The organism is Vibrio sp. Vb1729 (assembly GCF_033338655.1).
Classification (GTDB): Bacteria; Pseudomonadota; Gammaproteobacteria; order Enterobacterales; family Vibrionaceae; genus Vibrio; species Vibrio alginolyticus.
The window spans coordinates 15,921-36,350 of record NZ_JAWOTB010000001.1; the positions used below are offsets into that span (position 1 = coordinate 15,921).

The window sequence follows — 20,430 nt, forward strand, 5'->3', positions numbered from 1 at the left end:
AGAAACCTTTAAGCATCCTAAAAAGTTCTCAATATTTAGAAGATCGCTACGGTTGGCTTAGCTTGTTATCCCTTTTCATCACGCTAAGCCAGCTTGTAAAAATATGCGGTGTTTGCTTCTGAGTTATAAATGTTTAATACCAACATTATCTTACTTCTGGCGTTCATGAACAGAACCGAGATCTGAACGACTTCGGTGTTAACCCTACGATTCTATTAAATATTTTCCTGAACGCGCTCACATCTTGGTAACCCACTCTAAATGATATTGCGTCAAATGTTAGGGTTGTCGACTCAAGTAAATCACAAGCTTTTTGTACTCTTAAGCTTTGTATGTATTGGTTAACATTGAAACCTGTCGCCTTTTTAAAGCGTCGCTGCAATGTCCTTTCTGTTAAACAACTCAACTCTGCAAGCTCTTTATTGCTCAGTTTTCCTTGATAATGATCGTTTATATAGTGCTGTAGTTGAACAATTACCTCATCACCATGTTGGAAGTTTGGGGTAAACTGTTGATAAAAGCGTTGCTCTCTCGGACCAGTATCAATAACCAACATTTTGCCTAACAGGCGCATTACTGCCGGTGACGCAAATAAGGAAACCAGCTCCAAACCTAAATCCACCCATGACATCATACCCCCAGCCGTAATGATCGTTCCTTCGTTAATAAGGATGGCTTCTTGTCTTACGTGGATATCGGGAAACTGACTCGCTAATGAAGGAGCCAAGCCCCAGTGTGTCGTACAAGACTTATTGGTCAACAACTGGGTTTGAGCAAGAATAAAAGTACCGGCGCAGGCGGAGGCTAAAATCGCACCTTTACTATATTGGATATTTAACCAGTCGAGTAGCTCTGGCTCTGGTTCTAAGTAATATTGACCAGTGCCGCTAGGCGGAATCATTACCGCTGTTTTCACATCGAAGTGCGTGTTTGACCAGTGAGCCAATATCTCTACTTCAAAGTGCACATCAACGCCCAATTTAGCCGCCGCACGGTTTGCCATCTCGAAGAGTTCGCTTAAACCATATACGGAGGCTTGCGAGCTATCTGGGTAATTAACGAGTGCTATTTTCATTTTCAATTATCTTCAAGTGTCGCTTTTTGACTCTTTTGTGTCATTTTGGACTCTAAAGAAGGTAGCTAAAAGTCTTTATATTATTCGTACCGCAATGATCCTGAATAAAAGGAAAAGAAAATGACTCAAAAAGCCCTACTTGTAATTGATTTGCAAAACGACTATTTCCCAGAAGGAAAGTTTCCTTTATGGAATACAGAATCAACTTTAGACAATGTTAAGAGAGCAATAACTAAAGCCAATGAGCAAAACATTCCTGTGATTCATATTCAGCATATTGCCGATCCTGACATGGGCATTGCCCCATTCTTCAATGAAGGCAGCGACGGTGCCAATATTCACCCAGAAGTTCTTGCTTTAGCGCCGAATTCCGAAATCGTGGTAAAGCACTTCGCAGATAGCTTTGAAGGAACACGTTTAGAAGAAGTATTGGCAAGCAAAAATGTAACGGAGTTACTTGTATGCGGAATGATGACACAAAACTGCGTCACACATACTGCTATCTCAAAATCTGCGGACAAGTATGATGTTTCGATCTTAATGGATAGCTGTACCACGGTCGATGAAATGATTCACAACATTGCACTTCACGCTGTCTCAACGAGAGTTCCCCTCGTAACTATTGAAGATAAGCTGTAATACACGTAAAACCTTTCGCTCACACAATGCGGGCGAAAGGTCACACATATATGCACTTTCATTGATATTTGCTTACTTTGTGTTAAACATTGGTTTCCAAATAGTTACAAGGAAACATTTATGAAATGGATAGTCGTATTGTTTATTAGCTTATTTTCAGTTTTCAGCCATGCGAAAGAGTGGAAACAAATTCGCTTCACTGTTGAAGGGGCTTACCCTCCATTTAGCTGGACGACAAAAGAGGGAAAGCTAGAAGGGTTTGAGGTCGACCTCGCTAACGCGTTATGCAAAGAGTTAGAAGTAAAGTGCGTTATCTCAAAAATGGATTGGGATGGCATCATCCCTTCTCTTCTTAGTCGCAAGAACGATGCGATTATTGCTGCAATGACAATCACAGAAGAACGAGAAAAGAAAGTCGATTTCACCGTCCCTTATGCAAAAGTACCGACTCGTTTTGTAATGAAAAATGATAGAGAAATCAACATGGAGGACGGCAGCCTAAATCGTTTATCTATTGGAGTTCAAAGAGCCACAATTGGTGATAAGTACCTTTCTGCCTTGTATCCAGATATTGATATTCGTCGTTATGGTACGTTCGATGAGGCATTTACCGATCTACTCAATGGACGGTTAGATGCTGTATTTGGCGGCTCAATCGGTTTAAGTGCTGGTTTTCTTGAAACTGCACAAGGTGAAGGCTATCACTTTACTGGACCAGCGTTTACAGAGGAAAAGTGGTTCGGCCGTGGCATTGGCGTAGCAGTGAGAAAACAAGACAAAGAATTAAAAGCATTACTCGATAGCGGAATACAAAAATTGATCCAAAGCGGTAAGCATAAAACCATCGCCAGCAAGTATTTCTCCTATAGTATTTACGAGTAACCTCTTTATCTTTTTATAGCCTGCGCGGTATAGGAAACTTCCCTTTCCCTATATGGCGACAAAAACAGAGCCCTCGAGCAGTCGCCCGAGGGTTATTTTTATAAAAAAGCCCACGTATATAAGTAACCCGCTCCCATGGCCATCGTTAAGATAACGATTAGGAAGGCAGCGATCATTTGGTTCTTAAAAATTGATTTCAACAAAATCACTTCTGTAAGACTTGCGCCAGCACTACCAATAATAAGCGCCATAACAGATCCAAGAGCCATACCTTTTTGTACTAGTGCCGCGCTAAGTGGAATGACCGCCTCTGCACGGATGTACAATGGAATACCAATGATTGCTGCGACCGGAATCGCGTACCACTTCGCTTCACCAGCGAACTCCGCAATGAACTCCGTCGGGATGAAGCCATAGATAAATGAACCAATCGCAATGCCCATCATGAGATAAGGGAACACTTGCTTAAAGTCTTTCCAAGTTGATTGCCAAATACGTACCCAGCGGCTAGGCTCTTTCTCTTCCACGACTGTCGCTGTTGCACTACCGCCAGATGAACAGCAAGACACTTCCACTTTAGGTTCAGGTTTTGGTGCATCACCACAACAAGATGTTTTCGCCGCAACTGGCGTAGGTTCATTGCAGGCGCTGGTATCACAGCTTGATGCTGGTCTCGCTTCTTCTTTTTTCTTGCTTGAATCGCCACAAGAAGTACCGCACGAAGAAGAACCTACCGCTTGATATGCTTCTGGTTTGACGTAACGTTCAAACCCTAGTTTTTCAAGTACATAGCCTGCTACCACTGATACTGACATCGCGATAGCAAAGTAAAATACCGCAACTTTCCAACCAAAAGTCACCACAAACAAACCAATAATCACTGGGTTAAGCAACGGGCTTGCAAATAAGAACACCATCATAGGTCCAAAACCAGCTCTTGCACGCAACAAGCCTTTTAAGAAAGGAATGGTCGAACACGAACAGAAAGGCGTAATCGAACCTAGCAACGCAGCAATGAAGTAACCTTTACCCTTTTTCGAGCTGAGAATAGATTGAATTTTTTCTGGCGTTAGAAAATCTTGCAACACACCGACAATGTAGCTAATTGCCAGAAATAAGATGATAAGTTCGGTTGCTAGAAACGCAAACATATCCAGCGCTTCTTTAGCCATAGTTATAATTTCTGTATTCACATTTACTCTCCTCGTCATTTTTCGCTAACAAGCTTACCTGATAGACAAGTCTTTATTTCGATATTTCTGGAATTATAGAATCACAAAACAAAAAATCAACAGAATATTTCCATAAAAATGGAATAATAAAACTAGTCATTACTTATCATAAAGTTACATGTCGTTAGCTATGCAGACTGGTTGTCTATGATAATTTCAGAGCATCTCGAATCCTTTTTATCAAACATAACCTAAAATTATCAAAATAAGAAAAAACCATAATTATTGCAGCAGCACCCTCTGAGTTAGTATGACTTTCGACCATTCTTAATAATAAGGAAAACCTATGAGAGCGATAACTTACCAACGAGATAACGATACTTTCTCTTTATCCGAATTACCTACACCAAAACTAGAAACCCAATTTGATGTATTGGTTAAAGTTAACGCTGTTGGTTTGAATCCTGTCGATGCAAAAATTCGTTATTGGTCAGACATGGTCACTAACATGGATAACAATTTTGTTGGCGGGTTAGACGTATCAGGAGAAATAGTCTCTGTAGGCGATGCGGTCGTTGATTGGAAGGTTGGCGATAAAGTGTTGTATCACGGAAACATGAGACGCCATCACGGAGGATTCGCTGAATTTGCTATCCATGATTCAAGAACGCTTATAAAGCACCCTCAGGTTCCGGTTGAAGTAGCAGCATCTACACCTTGCGCAGCCTGGACCGCATATCGCGCTTTGGTAGACAAGCTCGATATTTCAAATCGAAGCAGCATTTTTATCGCCGGAGGTGCTGGCGGCGTTGGAAGCTTTGCTATTCAGTTAGCAAAGACATTTGGTGTTGAACAGATCATTTCTACTAGTTCAGAAGCTAATCACGCATATTTGTCCTCGTTAGGAGCAACCCATACGATTGATTATCATCATGAAGATGTAGTTCAACGAGTAATGGACATTACCGGAAATCATGGCGTTGAGGTTGCACTCGATTGTGTAGGCGGTGATAACGACCGAATTGCAGCCTCGGTGTTAACCTTTGAGGGAGAAATGGTGGAGCTCGTCAAGACTGTCGACCCTTCTCAATATCCAGATGCCTTCTTAAAAGGCTTGGGCTTCCACCAAATAAGTTTGGGCTCTGGTCATGTCTTTGGCGAGAGAGGGTTTGCAAGTATCGTTAATGCCGGAAAGGAAGTGTCTGAGCTATTAGAAAATGGAGAATTGGAAGTACCGAAACTGAAGATCATCGGCTTAGAGGATGTAGGTAACGCACTCTTGGACATGCGAAATCAGAGAACAGTTGGAAAGATTGTCGTTAATCTGAACCAAAAATAATTAATAAAAATCTCGAGGCACACTGGCAAAGTAATGAGCAAGTTAAAGCATCTTGTTACTTTGCCAGATACGAAAGACTTTTATTTTATCTATAACGATGAATGAAAAACAAAATCTCTTGTCATGCTTCCCTGCACTTCACCAAAATTAGGCGTTTTCGAGAGTGTCTCTCCAAGCCGCTAGCAATTTAATATGACGTGGTTCAATCCCACAGCAACCACCAATAATGCTTGCTCCCTGCGCATGCCACTTTTTAGCATACTCAAGATATTCAGTCGGAGAGAAATGGCGAACTTCCTGAATGGTCTCGTTGGCTTGGTGCGCTTGCTTTATCGGAGCAAAGCTATTTGCGAAAGCACCTATCGTCAATTCTCTACCTGACTCACTCAATACTGCTTGTGTATCTATGATCGCTTGCTCGACAACTTCAGGAATAGAGCAATTGAAAAAGATACCTGAAACATTTGTTTTCAACAGCGTATTAACCGCGACTTTAAGAGATTCCCCTGAGCGAAGGCGAGCCAAAGAGTTAGGCTCATCCATTAAGGTGAAAGCAAGATAATTGGGCTTATCTGTTTTGGCTAAAATTATTGATAGAACTTCAACTTCAGCGAGGCTAGACACGGTCTCAGCTAACCAAATATCAACATATTGATCTTGAGCTTCAAATAACTCAGAAGCCACTTCCAGTGCCCTTTTCGGCTCGAATAATTCAGGCCTGTAAGACCCCATTACAGGAGGAAGAGAACCCGCAACGAGCACTCTATCGTTAGAGCTGGTGACTACATCTCTTGCAATTTTGGCTGCAGATTTTGCTAACTCAGTCCCCCGTTTTGCATAGAGTTCCTCGCCTAAGTGAAATGGAACACATGCATAACTGTTGACAGTGATAATCTCTGCGCCAGCGTCTATGAAATTCTCATGTGCCATTTTTACATATTGTGGTGATTCAATTAGCGCTTGTGCACTCCAAAGCGGCTGAGAAAAAGGGGCGCCAATACGTTTTAACTCTCGCCCCATGCCACCATCTAAAATTGTTACTTTCTTCATTTAGACATCCATACCGCCAAACATCCATAAGCTTTATTCAAACACAATTTTTATCAATTCAAAATGAAATTGTTATGTTTAAAGTGAACAAAAACTTAATGGCTGATTAAACACTCTAGTATTTACCAGACCTTTCATTCGGACCAAGATAATGTTATCGCCATTAACTTCGAGTAAAAAGCCCATTATCTATGTCTCTCGGCGAGGCGGGCGTTACGAGCCACAATAGTGCATGAAGTGATTGAGGGACTAACCCTCAATCAAATTTTCTTTTTATTATAAGACCTTAGATAAAAACTTCTGTAATCTAGGATTGGAGGGGTTATCAAAAAATCGCTCAGGAGAGTCAGAAACCAAAAGCTCACCATCTTCCATAAACAACACCCTATCAGCGACCTCTTTTGCGAAACCCATTTCATGAGTAACCACGACCATGGTCATTCCGTCCTTGGCCAAATCTTTCATCACATCAAGAACTTCTCCAACCATTTCAGGGTCTAGTGCTGATGTGGGTTCATCAAACAACATAATGTTGGGCTTCATTGCTAACGCACGAGCGATTGCGACGCGCTGCTGCTGTCCGCCTGATAAATGATTAGGATAATTATCCATTCTCTCCGACAGACCAACTTTATAAAGCAAATCTTTTGCTTCTTTCTTCACCGATTCAGGGTCACGTTTAGAAACCTTTAAAGGTGCCAACATGACGTTCTCTATCGCCGTTTTATGTGGAAAAAGGTTGAAGCCTTGAAATACCATGCCCACATCAGCGCGTAGTTTATTGATATCCGTAGATTTGTGGTACATATCGATACCATCTACGATTATAGACCCACTATTTATTGTCTCTAATTGATTAATCGTCCGTAAGAATGTTGACTTACCAGAACCTGACGGTCCTACGATGACAATCACTTCCCCTTTTTCTACATTTACCGATACGTCCTTGAGCGCATGGCAGCCATTAGGGTAAATTTTATTAATTGTTTTTGCTGAAATAATGTATTCCATTAATGACTCCACCATTAATCACTTGCTGCCAATTTCTTTTCTAACGTTTGTATTGCCCAAGATAAGGTACTAGTCAGAAGCAAATAAAGGGCCGCTACGGTAAACCAAACTTCAAATGGGGCAAAACTACCACTTACGACTTCCCTGCCCGCTTTTGTCAGATCAGTAATCGAAATCACGGAGACAAGTGAGGAATCTTTTATCAGGTTGATAAACTGCCCGGCTAAGGGAGGTAATGTCTGCTTAAACGCTTGAGGTAAAATGACATAAATCATCGCTTTGGGATAATTCATTCCTAGTGAACGCGCCGCTTCCATTTGTCCTCTTGGGATTGACTGGATTCCTGACCGCACAATTTCTGCGACATAAGCGGCGGTAAACACGGAGAGCGCTATCACTCCCGCAGTAAAACGCTCAAGGTCAAGCACAGTACCAATAAAGAAGTAAACGATAAAAATCTGTACTAAAAGAGGCGTTCCACGAATGACCTCGACATAAACAAGCGCCAGCTTTTTTAATGCCGGATTGCTGGATATGCGCATTAGTCCAACAACTAAGCCTAACGCTAGAGCAATGATAAGTGACCAGAGTGAGATTTTAATGGTCGTCACAACACCATCTAAAATTGGGCCAGAGCGCCACTCTTTTATAGTTGCTAAGGTATCTCCTTCAAAAATAAGATCACCTTCATAGACGTCCACAGACTTATATTGGCTTAGTTCAAGAACAATATCACCATGAATACTCTCCAGAGCCAGTTGGTTATTCTCGTCGAGAATGATGTTCCCATCGACAGGCGCGGTAATGGATGAAGCAGCGTTAGTGGCAATATAAGGAAGGACACGCTCCCAATTCCAGCTGTAATCGATTCGCTTACCTGACAGATAGACAAGACCGCAAATTGATAGCAAAACAAGAACAAAAACAGCGTTCCACAATAGGGATTTAAAGTTATTTTGCATGTGATTCCGAGAATGACTTTGATTAAAGTTGGTTGGGTATTTGAATAAAGAAAAGCGTTAGCTTCACAGCGCGAACCGTTTGGTTGGCGATGAACCGAGCCAGAAGCTAGCCGCTCCTCTACAATAACAAAATGATTACTTAACTTGCTTTAACCATTTATCGTCGTTAAACCACTTATCGTAAATGCGATCGTAAGTTCCATCGCCCTTAATTTGACGTAAATAGTTGTTTAAGAAGTTAAGCGTATCTGGATTTCCTTGCGGCACAGCCCAACCCAAAGGCTCGTAAGTAAACGGTTTAGCCAAGTGCATTAACTGCCCTTTGTTTTCCGCCACATAAATAGAGTTGTAAGGAAAGTCATAAACAAACGCATCTACCTTTCCGTTGGCAACCTCAAGTACCGCTTCAGACTGAGTTTCGTATAGATTTATCTTAGCTTTCGGAAGGTATCGTTTTACCGCTTGCTCACCCGTTGTCCCAAGCTTAGTTGCAACAACATATTCTGGACTATTGAGATCTCGGTAACTAGACACTTTACCTTCATGTTTGAGATCTACGAGAATGGATTGACCAATAACCACATAGGGATCAGCGAAATTCACCTGAGTATTTCGCATAGGTGTGATAGTCATCCCGCCCATAATCATGTGACACTTACCAGTCAACAGTGTTGGGATAATGCCATCCCATGAAGTGTTTACCGGAACAAACTTAACATCCATGGCACGCGCCATTTGCTTACCCAAATCGATATCAAACCCGATGTACTGCCCATTTTTTGCTGTCATTTCAAAAGGCATATACCCAGAATCAAAACAGACTTTTAGCTCCCCTGTACTTTTGATGTCGTCTAAAATTGGGTCTGCATTAACCGTCGTCGAAACAGCTAACCCCAGTGCAGCAAAACACAATAACTTTTTCATGGATATTCCTTTATCATTTGTTGTAAAGTTTTTTTATACACGACAATAGAATAAAAAACCACAAATAATGACTTTTTAATCACTAGAGTTTGTAGAATCGTCACTAAGACGGAAGATCTGAATGAAAATCTATACCAAGGCATTGCAATTGAATTGCATGCATTAAGTGATTGAGCTGTAGGCAGGTCACTATAACGACAAGAAACATACGCTTTGACTGAATAGTCAGCGTTTCCGAGAGTGGTTTAATTATTAACGAAACCATACAGATATTCGCTTTTTCACATTGACCGTAATGTCAAAAGTGCTTGAGTTTTATTGTTGACAATTCTTCCATAGTCAATGGTCACAAATGTGATGTACAGCACATTTCTATAGTGGCACTATCACCTTTGTCGAGAGATATTAACAAGGATTCGTTGGACATCTTGACTTTGTAATACAAATAAAAAGGTGACTATATGAAAAAACTAATGACGCTCTCATCACTATTATTATTCAGTTTATCTGCTACTGCTGGTATTCATGTCGAACACTCTACAAACAAAGTTGTTCTCAATGACTTTACGACAAAAGATGCCGCTTATAGCTCTGCGTTTGATCTTGTCGATGAATACCAAACGCTATCAAAACATGAACTTAGAAATCGTCTAAACATCATTGGAAGCGGTTTCCCTCGTGATATTGCAATCGATGATAGTAAGGTGAGAGTTGAAGAATACGCACTTAACCGTGATGAAGTTAAATATCGTGCAATCATAAACTTCGATTATCACTTCAGAACAAGTGACGGCGGTAAAAACTAAAAAATCATCTGCACCTTTACTTTCTTAGAGCCCTTCCTATTTTAAGAAAGTAAAGGTGTCTAATCACATTGAAACGACGGCTTTTCATAAATCGCTCTCTCCTTACATAAACAGTATCAATCCCTACCTCTATCGTTTACATAAAAATAATTTTTCCAATCTTCATTGAGATACATTTCGTCGTTTGGCGCTTTATCATTCACTTGGTTCGCCATATGGATTCCACATCACTTAAATGAAAAAGACCCTTGAAATTGAGTTCACTTTTTTATGAAGATTAACTCAACCTAAGATTGACAATTGTCGTTATATTTTTCTCGTTTATAGCAATATATAAAAAACTCTTTTTGTTTTAATTAACCATAAGACGTAAAAATAAAAAAGGCAACAAGATACTTCTTGTTGCCAAAGAAAAAAATCATCATTCAAAAAATATGAAAATGAAAACTAGCAGTGGACTAGCTAACAAAACAATTATATCCAAAACACTTTAACAAGTAACGATCAATATAATCCATTATATATGGATGAAAATCAGCACTTATAAAATTACACCGATAAATAAAAAAGCCTGAAAATAGTTTCAGGCTTTTTATATTTATTAATTTTTTAGAATGAATATCTCGCAGCTATTGCAAGAATATCGTCTTCATTGTCTACATCTGTAATTCTGTATTCTGCTAGTGCTTTAAAATTAGAAGTCAAATCGTACTCTGCACCTAGTGAGTAGTAATCGACGACGTCTTCATCATCACGCTCTAGATTGTTATAGCCAACAAGTGCCCAAAGCTTATCTGTTATTTCATAAGTGGCAACTGCTTCAATACCGGTGTAATCAATATTACTTTCAGAACCATCTTTAGCCCAGTTTTCACCATCACTGTATAAAACAGAGGCATAAAACTTGTCGTATTCAAATGCAATAGCACCCGTTAGCAGCTCTGCATCTTCTGCACCCGATTGCCCTTCACCTTCGTTGTAACCAAGCGCAACTTTGAAGCCATATGGCAACTTGTAGTCCGCCGCCGCACCATAAGAAGCTGCATCTGTTGACACTTCATCGTTTTCAGCCTGATAGCTAACATGAATATTCAAACCTTCATAGCTTGTCGTTAGCTTAAATACTGAATCGGAGCGACCGGTACCATATAGATCCGCACTTACGCCAGCAGCTTCATTACCAAACTCCGGGAAAATATCCGTGTAATCAGATACTAAAGTGACCGCACCGTATTGACGTCCATAACTTACTGTTCCGTAATCTGCACCAACTCCTACATAGCCTTTTCGGATATCAAATTCATCATCTTCAATCCCATCAGCATCTCTGCGATTAGACTTAAATTCCAACTCATATAAGCCGAAGGCATAAAGATCTTCATTTATTTTAGACTCACCTGAAAGTCCTACACGAATGTAGCTATTATCTCCGTCAGCATTTTTATCATCAGAGAAATAATACATCCCTTGCGCTCGGCCATGAATATTTAACACTGATTCTTGATCTTCATAAACTACGGCTGAATTTGCAGCACTTGCAGAGAAAAGTGCTGCGATTGCGATCGACGTTCTTGTCATTTTCATTTAATTACCACTACTTGTGTTGTTTGAATCGAGTGAAATTATGAACAGTGGCAATTATTTTTAAAGTGCAAATTCAACCATATTCTATGGATAAATATAAACAAGCCCTCAATCTAAAACATTATGTCCTAGTACTCATATTAGTTGAGATAATCCATCCAAACAGGAGGCGTCCCTATTATTTTTTGAACAGTATCAATGAACAGTTTGGCTAATGGTTGTTGATTTCGGTGAGTATACATTGCATATATTTCCCCTATTGCGGGAAGATTATAATCAGGAAGCAACTGTACAAGATCTTGTTTACTCAAACTCTCCTGAAGAAAGAACTGCCCTATTAAAGCATACCCTAGATCAGATTTTACGGCATCGAGCATTAACTCAGTTTCATTCACGAAGTACTGCCCATTGATATTATACGTTCTAACGTCGCTTGATGACTGGCTTGGCGCTATACGTAGCTTATCTGCCTTAAAGTTAGCATTAGAGTATATTACTGCTGGCATTTTTATAAGCTCTTCTGGAGAGCTCGGGGTTCCATACTTGTCAATAAAACTCTTCGATGCAACCAGTGCCATATTATTGCTTGCCAACTTACGTACTATCATGTTGGACTCTCGGATTGGTCCGATACGAAACACAACATCAAAACCTTCATGGATAACATCGACTCGATTATCATCGAGCAGCAGCTCTACAGTAATGTTTGGGTACTGTTTTATAAACTCTTTAACTGCCTGATTTAAGTATGCTCTGCCAAAGAAAGTGGAGCTTGATATTTTCAGATTACCTTTCGGTTCATCCTGAAATGTAGCAGCAATACTACGAGTTTCAGTTAGAACCTCTCTTACTTTCTTAGCTTGCGCCACCATCTCAACACCAGCATTGGTCAGGGATAGCGAACGCGTGGAACGGTTTAACAGCCGTAAGCCCAATTCATCCTCTAGCTTTTTGATCTGTTTTGACAAAGCTGAACGATCTATATGATTTCTGTCAGCAGCCTTAGCAAAAGTTCCGTATTCAGAGACATCCAGTAGTAATTCAAGTTGGCTTGCGAGATCCACTGCACAATTCCTTATTTAGTTTTTATTCTTTATGTGATGGGAAATGGATTTTACAAAATTAATTTCAATTTTTTATGGTTCAAATTGCATCAGTGAATTGCAAATAATGCACGAATTAAAAAAGCTTTAATTTTCGTCGCTATCTTTAGCTTCTGTTTAGTTATTCCTATCTATTATGGCTTATTACATTTAACAATACTCCACGTCTTTAAAACCCTAAACTGACCTTTTTCAAACCAAAAAGTGAGCATTTTGACCAATATTTAATCGTGCATTTTTATCACTACTCTATGTTCGCTGAGGGCCTATTTACCCATAGGTACAATGAATACAATGCCGTTCCTTTTAGTATGAACAGAATCATTTAGGGCGCGACAAATGTTAAAGAAAGTTTTCGGCATTGGCCTTTTATCCGTTTTAGCTGCTTGTGCAGACGAAGAGATAACCAAACAACCTAATACTCCCTTACCTACGATAGACGTCTCCAAAGTCATCTATGAGCCCGTTCAATCGTGGTTCACCTTTACAACAAGGCTTCAAGCCCCAGAGAAAGTTTCTTTAATGCCACGCGTTTCCGGAGTTATTGAAACGGTAGAATTCAAAGACGGACAGAGTGTCAACAAAGGTGACTTACTCGTCACTCTTGATGATCGAACCTTCAAAGCTCAGGTCTCACGACTTGAAGCGCAAGTTAAGAGTGCTCGAGCTGCGCTAGAGCAAGCAGCAAACGAACAAAAGAGAGCCGCTCAACTGGTTAAGCGAAAAGCCATCTCAGCGGAACAAGCAGAGGCCCGAGATACCGCAGTAAAACAACGCTCTGCAGAACTAATGGCTTTGCGTGCTCAGTTAGAATCCGCAAAGTTAGATCTTGAGTTTACGAAGATATATGCCCCTATTAGCGGCACTATTTCAAGAGCATTCATTACTAAAGGAAACAATGTAAACGCAAATCAAAGCGTTATATCAAACATTGTCTCTAACGATCAGGTATATGCATACTTTGATGTCGATGAGCGAACTTGGAACCGTTACTTCTCGACAATCAATGCCGACTCTAACTTACCTACTCGTCTTGAACTATCTGGACAAAATGGGCAAGAGTTTTTTGGACGCGTTGACTTTGTCGACAACTCCATCAACGAAAACACCGGTACTTTGCAGGTTCGAGCGGTATTCGATGCAACAAAATCAAACTTAAAAGTGGGATCGTTTGGCCGAGTTCAGATATCAACAACCAAACCAGTTGAACGAGTTCTCGTTCCAGAGCGTTCTATTGGCACAGATCTAGAAAACCGCTTTGTATTAACACTCAATGAAGAGAATACGTTGCAATACAGCATCGTAACCTTAGGCGAACGTTACGGAACATTTCGTGCCATCGAGAATGGCTTGAACGCCGACTCAGTTATTGCGGTAAATGGCCCAGCAAAAGTTGGCCCAAATAGCAAAGTCACACCAAAAAATGTCACGCTAGATATTAGCAACACTTCATTGATTATGGCTTCAAACTCAACATCGTTGCCAAACAAACGTTTAGCTCAAGACTAAGAAGACAACCGAATGAAATTTGCACACTTTTTTATTCAAAGACCCATATTTGCCTCTATGTTATCGCTATTGATATTAATAGTAGGCGCAATTTCACTTTTACAGTTGCCTGTGAGTGAATATCCAGAGGTTGTCCCTCCTACAGTGGTAGTTACAGCAAACTATCCTGGTGCGAACCCAAAAGTAATTGCAGAAACAGTTGCTACGCCTCTGGAGCAAGAAATTAATGGTACAGAAAACATGTTATATATGTTTTCGCAGGCAACCAGTGACGGCAGAATGACATTGACCGTAACCTTTGCTTTAGGTACGGACTTGGACAAAGCTCAGGTTCAAATTCAAAATCGCGTCACTACAGCTTTGCCCCGATTACCAGAAGCCGTCCAACGGTTAGGAGTTGTTGCCGAAAAAGCCTCTCCTGATCTCACCATGGTTGTGCATATATATTCTCCAGATTCTAGCCGTGAAGTCAGTTATTTAGCTAACTACGCTAATTTAAACTTGAAAGATGAGATAGCTCGGCTCGGAGGCGTTGGTGATGTGCGCCTTTTCGGTGGTGACGAGTACTCAATGCGCTTGTGGTTAAATCCAGATGAGCTCGCTTCTAGAAATCTAACCGTAATGGACGTTGTCTCCGCCGTCCGATCTCAAAACCAACAGGTGGCAGCAGGCTCATTAGGTGCGCAACCAGCCGCTAATGAAAACCAATTCCAAGTTTTGTTGAACGTAAAAGGCCGCTTGGAGAATATTGATGAATTCAACGACATTGTAGTAAAAGTTGACGAAACAGGGGCTTTGACACGTCTTAAAGACGTTGCACGCGTAGAGCTAGGTCAAAACTCTTATGCACTGCGCGCCTTGTTAAATGGTAAACCAGCGGTGGCGATGCCCGTATTCCAGCGCCCTGGTGCTAATGCTATTGAGCTATCTAATCAGGTTCGTTCAACCATGGACCGTTTACAAACAGCCTTTCCAGCTGGAGTTTCATATGAAATAGCCTACGACCCGACCGTCTTTGTTCGTGGTTCGATAGACGCGGTGGTTCATACTCTGCTAGAGGCAATTGTACTTGTTGTTGTCGTAGTTATTCTGTTTTTGCAAACATGGCGCGCGTCTATCATCCCTATCATTGCGGTGCCTGTTTCATTAATCGGTACGTTCGCTGTAATGCAAATGCTCGGAGTATCGATTAACACACTTTCGTTGTTTGGACTTGTTCTCGCCATAGGCATCGTCGTCGATGACGCCATTGTCGTCGTCGAAAACGTGGAACGGAACATCCATAATGGTCTTGCACCACTAGAAGCAACGAAACAAGCAATGACCGAAGTTACCGGGCCAATTATTGCAATTGCATTAGTGTTATGTGCGGTGTTTATCCCGACAACCTTTATTACAGGGTTATCCGGTCAGTTTTATAAGCAGTTCGCACTAACAATTACGATCTCGACGATTATTTCAGCAATTAACTCGTTGACGTTATCGCCTGCTTTATCAGCACTGCTATTACAAGATAAGAACGCAAAACCCGATCGGCTAACCAAACTCTTGGATGCGGTTTTTGGTAAGTATGTTTTTGCGCCATTCAATAGAATTTTTGAGTATAGCTCGAACCAATATCAAGCTCTGGTCAAGAAGCTGATTCGTTTTAGCCTTGTTGTTGTGGTGGTATACATTGCGTTACTCGGGGGAACGGTTTCTCTATTCAAAGCGGTTCCTGGAGGATTCATTCCTCAACAAGATAAGCAGTATTTAGTTGCGATCGCCCAACTTCCAGATGCAGCAAGTTTAGATAGAACAGAGTCCGTTATTAAAGAAATGGAAAACCTCGCGCTGGCAACACCTGGCGTAGCACAAACCATTTCTTTCCCAGGCTTATCGGTCAATGGTTTTACTAACAGTCCGAATAGTGGCATCGTTTTTGTTACGCTTGAGGACTTCGATAAACGAAATGATCCAACTCTCGGAGCAAATGCGATTGTTGCATCTTTGAATAAGAGCTTTTCAATCATTGATGAAGCCTTCGTTGCGATTTTTCCACCACCACCAATCCAAGGACTTGGCTCTACTGGCGGCTTTAAACTTCAAATCGAAGACCGTGCGAACAAGGGGTTTGATGAGCTCTTCAAGCAATTGAACTTGGTAATAAGTGAGGCATCAACAAGACCCGAGCTGATGGGATTATATTCCACATTTCGTATACAAGTGCCGCAGATGGACATCCAAATAGATCGTGAACAAGCGATGCTGCAAGGTGTTCCTCTAGAGCAGGTTTTTGATGCGCTTCAAGTTTATTTAGGATCATTATACGTCAATGACTTCAATATGTTTGGTAGAACATACAAAGTGAATGCCCAGGCAGACATGAACTATCGTCTCGAACCTGACCAAATACTTAACTACAAAGTAAGAAATGCTGCCGGACAAATGGTTCCTCTCGGCGCTGTACTGGAGATCATACCCACGATTGGGCCTGACCGCGTGATGCACTATAACGGCTACCCTAGTGCAGAACTAAACGGCAGTCCTGCTTTTGGTTACAGTTCTGACCAAGCCCAAACTGCTATTGAGGAAGTACTGGATCAAAACCTAGCAGAGGGAATGGTTTATGAATGGACTGATGTAACCTACCAGCAGATTTTGGCTGGTAACACGATGGTGTATATATTCCCACTTGTTGTTTTGTTAGTTTTCATGGTGCTAGCTTCGCAGTACGAGAGTTTAAAACTACCATTCGCTATCATTTTGATCGTTCCTATGACCATTTTTTCTGCACTAGCAGGTGTTTGGTTCATTGGTGGTGACAACAATATATTCACACAAATTGCTTTGATTGTCCTTGTGGCTCTAGCGTGTAAAAATGCCATCTTGATGGTGGAGTTCGCTAAAGAACTTAAAGACAATGGCCAAGATACCTTATCAGCGATTTTGGAAGCATGTCGTTTACGTCTTCGACCGATTCTAATGACATCAATTGCATTTACCGCTGGTGTTATTCCATTAATGATTGGTACAGGGGCCGGAGCGGAAATGCGACAAGCAATGGGTATTGCCGTATTCTCGGGTATGGTAGGCGTAACGGTATTTGGATTACTACTCACACCTGTTTTTTACATGTTAGTGAGTCGAAACAAAAAACGTCAAACACTATAACCATAATATAAATACTCATTTAAATTCATACTAAAGGGAGCTATTGCTCCCTTTTCTTTTGGTTATTAAGTATATTAATAATTTCTAGACAGAGCAGTAGTTATACATGAAACTAATACGCTAATATCTAACTTGGATAAACATTGTGGATTTAGCAAATAAACTACACCTGCTTTTAGAAGTCTCTAAAGCTGGATCTTTTGCAAAAGCAGCAGATGGGATGAATATCGACCGCTCTGTTTTGTCTAAACACATCAAGCAGTTAGAAGAGCACTTAGGCGTTAGGCTATTAAACAGAACGACTCGCTCTCTTTCATTAACACAAGTCGGCCAGCAAATAGTAGAAAAAGCAGACCAAATATCTCAACTCCTTGATGATACTCAACAAATAGCGGAGAATTTTCAGACTGAGCCTTCAGGGAAAGTACGAATTTCAAGCTCAACATTATTTGGAAAACTCTATCTACAACCTTCGATAGAGAAATTTTTACATAAGTACCCAAAAGCAAGTGTTGAACTAATGCTAGATGATCTTCATGTAGACGTGATTAGAAGTAATTTTGATATTGCTTTTCGAATCGGACCTATGAGGGATTCATCAATGGTAGCAAGAAAATTAGCAAAAAATACGACTGCAATCATTGCTTCTCGAAATTTAATTGAAAAACATGGTAACCCAGAAACGCCTGATGAGTTAGTTAAGCTACCTTTTATTATTTATTCAAATGGTAATTTTATTGTCGATAAACTTAAATTCTACGACAAAGCAAAATCAGATGGTTTAGATACATACCCAATATCAGGGTCATACATGGTAAATGAAGCTGAGCTAATAATTGAAAGCGTAAAGTCAGGTCTGGGCGCAGCACTTATAGGTCAATTTATGCTCCCTAACAACCTAGAGTCTTCTAATTTAGTTCAACTTTTACCAGAATATGAAACTCAAGATTTTGGTGATATTTATGCCATGTACTCACACCGTCAGCAATCACCGTTGGTTAGGGCATTCATTGATATCGTTCAAGAAGAAATTGGCATACCACCAATATGGGAAAAGCATTTCAATAAAAGCTAGGTAATTCTATTTAACCAAAATTAACATAAAATAAAAAATCAAATAAAATCAATAAGTTAAACCAGGAATGCTTAATATTCATCGAAGTTTAATGTTAGGTGAATTAAGTTCCATTCTAAATGGCGCTTAATTCACTAAATATAAAAAATTCTTGATTTATAATACTAACAAATCCATCACCTATACAAGTTACGATGTATATTAAAGAAAAACACACCTCGGTCACTAGTTTGTTAGTATATAAAATATCTTATCTTATTTTTTTGGTTATTTATACGTTAGCAACGATTTATTTTAGCGTAAAAATGGACAAAAGCACATCGGAGAACTCTCTTATAGAAATGACTCAAATAGCATTTGTGCTTTTTTCATCGTTAATGTGTTTGTATAAATCTAAGGAACATCTTGAACTCAAACACATATTAGTAATAATGTCTTCATTTTTTATGGTTATATTCGTTAGAGAAATGGACTACCACATAGAGCAGTATTTCTCTCACGGTTCATGGAAGTACCCTGCTTGGATTATAATAGTCTCGGTCTGTTATTTTTGTTTTAATAACATAGTTAACATAAAAAATGAGGTCAAACTTTTCATTTCTCATTCTAGCTTCACGACATTAACGATTGGCTTTTTCATTGTTTTCTTATTCTCACGCTTTGCAGGGTATGGTGATTTTTGGGTCGAGTTTATGGGGAACTCATATAATAGAGACGTGAAAAACTTGGTCGAAGAAAGCTTAGAGTTACTAGGTTACGCGATACTTTTAAACGGTGTTTTACTTATTAAAGTAGAAAACCACTAAGTATAAACAAAAGTTCAGAGCTTGTAGTTCAAGCTTTGAACTTTTTTTGGTTAAAAAAAAGCAGCAAATATAATTTGCTGCAAATGATGAAAAAAACAATATGCGTAAGTTAACTTCCTAGCAATGGATGCGTTAACGAGTTAATAATAACGAACCGCAACAATTAAGTCTCGTTGAAAATAATCCATAAAGAATGGCATTTATTACACTGTTAATTATGTAACCTTATCTAATCTAGTTACCACACGCCGTCGTTTTGATATCTTATCTCTTTCCGTCAATAAATAGCTCTTCACATCAGATCCCATTTATCATCCCACAACAGTCGGATTCACAACAAAGCAAAAAAAAATCAATAAATTAGAAGTGGTCACTTAAAAAATAAAAAGGAGTAAAAACGAAACTATGTCAGATAGAACATATTAAAGATCACCGACTCTGAGTAGAAAACCGTTCATACTCGTTACGCATACAATCAATAAAGACTTCCATCGCCGGCGTCACACACTTCCCAGCATGATAAGCGCAGAGTGGCTTGATCATCTGTGAAAATTCGGTGAACTCAAGCTCTTGTAAACTGCCCTCTTGCAACTCTTTTTCAACCGTAAAACGAGGTAAGTAAGAGATACCAATATTACTCTCAACGCAATTTTTGATCGTATTAATACTGCTAAGTTCGATCATGTTGTCGATGCTAATATCACGCTCTTGAATAATGCTCTCAAACATCTGTCGAAAAAGGCACTTAGGGCCATTGCTTATAAACCCTAAATCAATATGTTGCTCTCTCTTCTTTAAATCTAGCCCTTTTAAAAGCGGTGAAGCAACCAATACCAGTGGCTCCTGCTCAAACTCGTGGACCTTGAGCGTATCGTCATTACCTACTCGATAAAACACACCTAAATCAGCTTTATCCGCTATCAACTCATCTCGAATCTGATAGCAATTTTGTGATTGCAGAGAGAGTCGGACATTGGGCGCTCTGATCCTGAACTCTTTTAAAACATTAGCCATCTTATAAGCAAGTTGAGTCTCAGCAACCAGCACTTTCAATTCACCGGTCGGCTCCGAGTTTTCTTGCTGTGCTGTTCCCTCAATATTTTCCATCACTCGCGCCAGTTCATAGACGTAAGGCAGTATCTTTTCTCCTGCTTGAGTCAAAACCATCTTACGCCCTATTTTTTCGAACAGCTGCAAAGACAGATCTTGTTCCAACTGCTTGATTTGAAAGGTGACGGTTGATTGCGTGCAATAAAGCTTCTGTGACGCTTTTAGAAACGATCCTTCTTCAACAATAGCTTTAAAAGTAAGAAAGCGTTTTAGATTCATGACTAGACTCC

16 protein-coding genes are annotated in these 20,430 nt (G+C 40.1%); 7 read left to right on the forward strand and 9 right to left on the reverse strand.

The genetic code is table 11. The features are described 5' to 3' along the window. Window positions 1-163: 163 nt before the first annotated feature. The gene (locus R7E29_RS00075; RefSeq protein WP_054577006.1) at window positions 164-1,075 is read right to left on the reverse strand and encodes a GlxA family transcriptional regulator; all 912 of its coding nucleotides are present in this window, start codon (window positions 1,073-1,075) and stop codon (window positions 164-166) included. 120 nt (window positions 1,076-1,195) lie between these two features. Here R7E29_RS00075 and R7E29_RS00080 point away from each other — a divergent pair, with 120 nt between their 5' ends. Continuing rightward, window positions 1,196-1,714: a cysteine hydrolase family protein gene (locus tag R7E29_RS00080; protein ID WP_054577005.1), complete on the forward strand. Its 519-nt coding sequence runs from the start codon at window positions 1,196-1,198 to the stop codon at window positions 1,712-1,714. A 120-nt stretch (window positions 1,715-1,834) separates the two neighbouring features. Next, window positions 1,835-2,596, forward strand: coding sequence for a transporter substrate-binding domain-containing protein (locus tag R7E29_RS00085; protein ID WP_017635959.1), 762 nt, complete (start codon window positions 1,835-1,837; stop codon window positions 2,594-2,596). 98 nt (window positions 2,597-2,694) lie between these two features. On the opposite strand, the gene R7E29_RS00090 is transcribed toward R7E29_RS00085, so the two are convergent. Beyond that, window positions 2,695-3,768: a permease gene (locus R7E29_RS00090; protein WP_238939341.1), complete on the reverse strand. Its 1,074-nt coding sequence runs from the start codon at window positions 3,766-3,768 to the stop codon at window positions 2,695-2,697. Window positions 3,769-4,114: 346 nt separating this feature from the next. Here R7E29_RS00090 and R7E29_RS00095 point away from each other — a divergent pair, with 346 nt between their 5' ends. Further along, the gene (locus R7E29_RS00095; RefSeq protein ID WP_054577003.1) at window positions 4,115-5,107 is read left to right on the forward strand and encodes a zinc-binding dehydrogenase; all 993 of its coding nucleotides are present in this window, start codon (window positions 4,115-4,117) and stop codon (window positions 5,105-5,107) included. Window positions 5,108-5,254: 147 nt separating this feature from the next. Here R7E29_RS00095 and R7E29_RS00100 read toward each other — a convergent pair whose 3' ends face one another. The 4 genes from R7E29_RS00100 to R7E29_RS00115 form a co-directional block, all read right to left on the reverse strand. Further along, a complete protein-coding gene (locus tag R7E29_RS00100) occupies window positions 5,255-6,157 on the reverse strand; it encodes a homocysteine S-methyltransferase family protein (RefSeq protein ID WP_054577002.1) in 903 nt (300 codons plus the stop codon). A 276-nt stretch (window positions 6,158-6,433) separates the two neighbouring features. Beyond that, window positions 6,434-7,168, reverse strand: a complete 735-nt coding sequence (locus R7E29_RS00105) for an amino acid ABC transporter ATP-binding protein (RefSeq protein ID WP_005377326.1) — start codon at window positions 7,166-7,168, stop codon at window positions 6,434-6,436. 14 nt (window positions 7,169-7,182) lie between these two features. After that, window positions 7,183-8,130, reverse strand: coding sequence for an amino acid ABC transporter permease (locus R7E29_RS00110; RefSeq protein ID WP_005377325.1), 948 nt, complete (start codon window positions 8,128-8,130; stop codon window positions 7,183-7,185). 135 nt (window positions 8,131-8,265) lie between these two features. Next, window positions 8,266-9,054, reverse strand: coding sequence for a transporter substrate-binding domain-containing protein (locus R7E29_RS00115; RefSeq protein WP_005377324.1), 789 nt, complete (start codon window positions 9,052-9,054; stop codon window positions 8,266-8,268). 461 nt (window positions 9,055-9,515) lie between these two features. Here R7E29_RS00115 and R7E29_RS00120 point away from each other — a divergent pair, with 461 nt between their 5' ends. Continuing rightward, window positions 9,516-9,860 carry a DUF3316 domain-containing protein gene (locus R7E29_RS00120; RefSeq protein WP_005377323.1) on the forward strand — a complete coding sequence of 115 codons (345 nt, stop codon included), beginning with the start codon at window positions 9,516-9,518 and terminating at the stop codon, window positions 9,858-9,860. Window positions 9,861-10,469: 609 nt separating this feature from the next. Here R7E29_RS00120 and R7E29_RS00125 read toward each other — a convergent pair. Then, window positions 10,470-11,444: a porin gene (locus R7E29_RS00125; protein ID WP_017634771.1), complete on the reverse strand. Its 975-nt coding sequence runs from the start codon at window positions 11,442-11,444 to the stop codon at window positions 10,470-10,472. A gap of 140 nt (window positions 11,445-11,584) precedes the next feature. Beyond that, on the reverse strand, window positions 11,585-12,508 hold the full coding sequence (locus R7E29_RS00130) for a LysR family transcriptional regulator (protein ID WP_005377321.1): 924 nt from the start codon (window positions 12,506-12,508) through the stop codon (window positions 11,585-11,587). 378 nt (window positions 12,509-12,886) lie between these two features. On the opposite strand from R7E29_RS00130, the gene R7E29_RS00135 reads away from it, so the two are divergent. From R7E29_RS00135 to R7E29_RS00145, 3 genes are all read left to right on the forward strand, one after another. Further along, entirely contained in the window at window positions 12,887-14,056 is a 1,170-nt protein-coding gene (locus tag R7E29_RS00135) for an efflux RND transporter periplasmic adaptor subunit (RefSeq protein WP_054577001.1), read from the forward strand. Between the two features lie 12 nt (window positions 14,057-14,068). Then, a complete protein-coding gene (locus R7E29_RS00140) occupies window positions 14,069-17,209 on the forward strand; it encodes an efflux RND transporter permease subunit (RefSeq protein ID WP_054577000.1) in 3,141 nt (1,046 codons plus the stop codon). Between the two features lie 145 nt (window positions 17,210-17,354). Beyond that, window positions 17,355-18,284 (forward strand): LysR family transcriptional regulator, encoded by a 930-nt coding sequence (locus R7E29_RS00145; protein ID WP_033906145.1) that lies wholly within the window; start codon window positions 17,355-17,357, stop codon window positions 18,282-18,284. A gap of 1,235 nt (window positions 18,285-19,519) precedes the next feature. On the opposite strand, the gene R7E29_RS00150 is transcribed toward R7E29_RS00145, so the two are convergent. Further along, window positions 19,520-20,419 (reverse strand): LysR family transcriptional regulator, encoded by a 900-nt coding sequence (locus R7E29_RS00150; protein WP_017821689.1) that lies wholly within the window; start codon window positions 20,417-20,419, stop codon window positions 19,520-19,522. Window positions 20,420-20,430 lie beyond the last annotated feature (11 nt).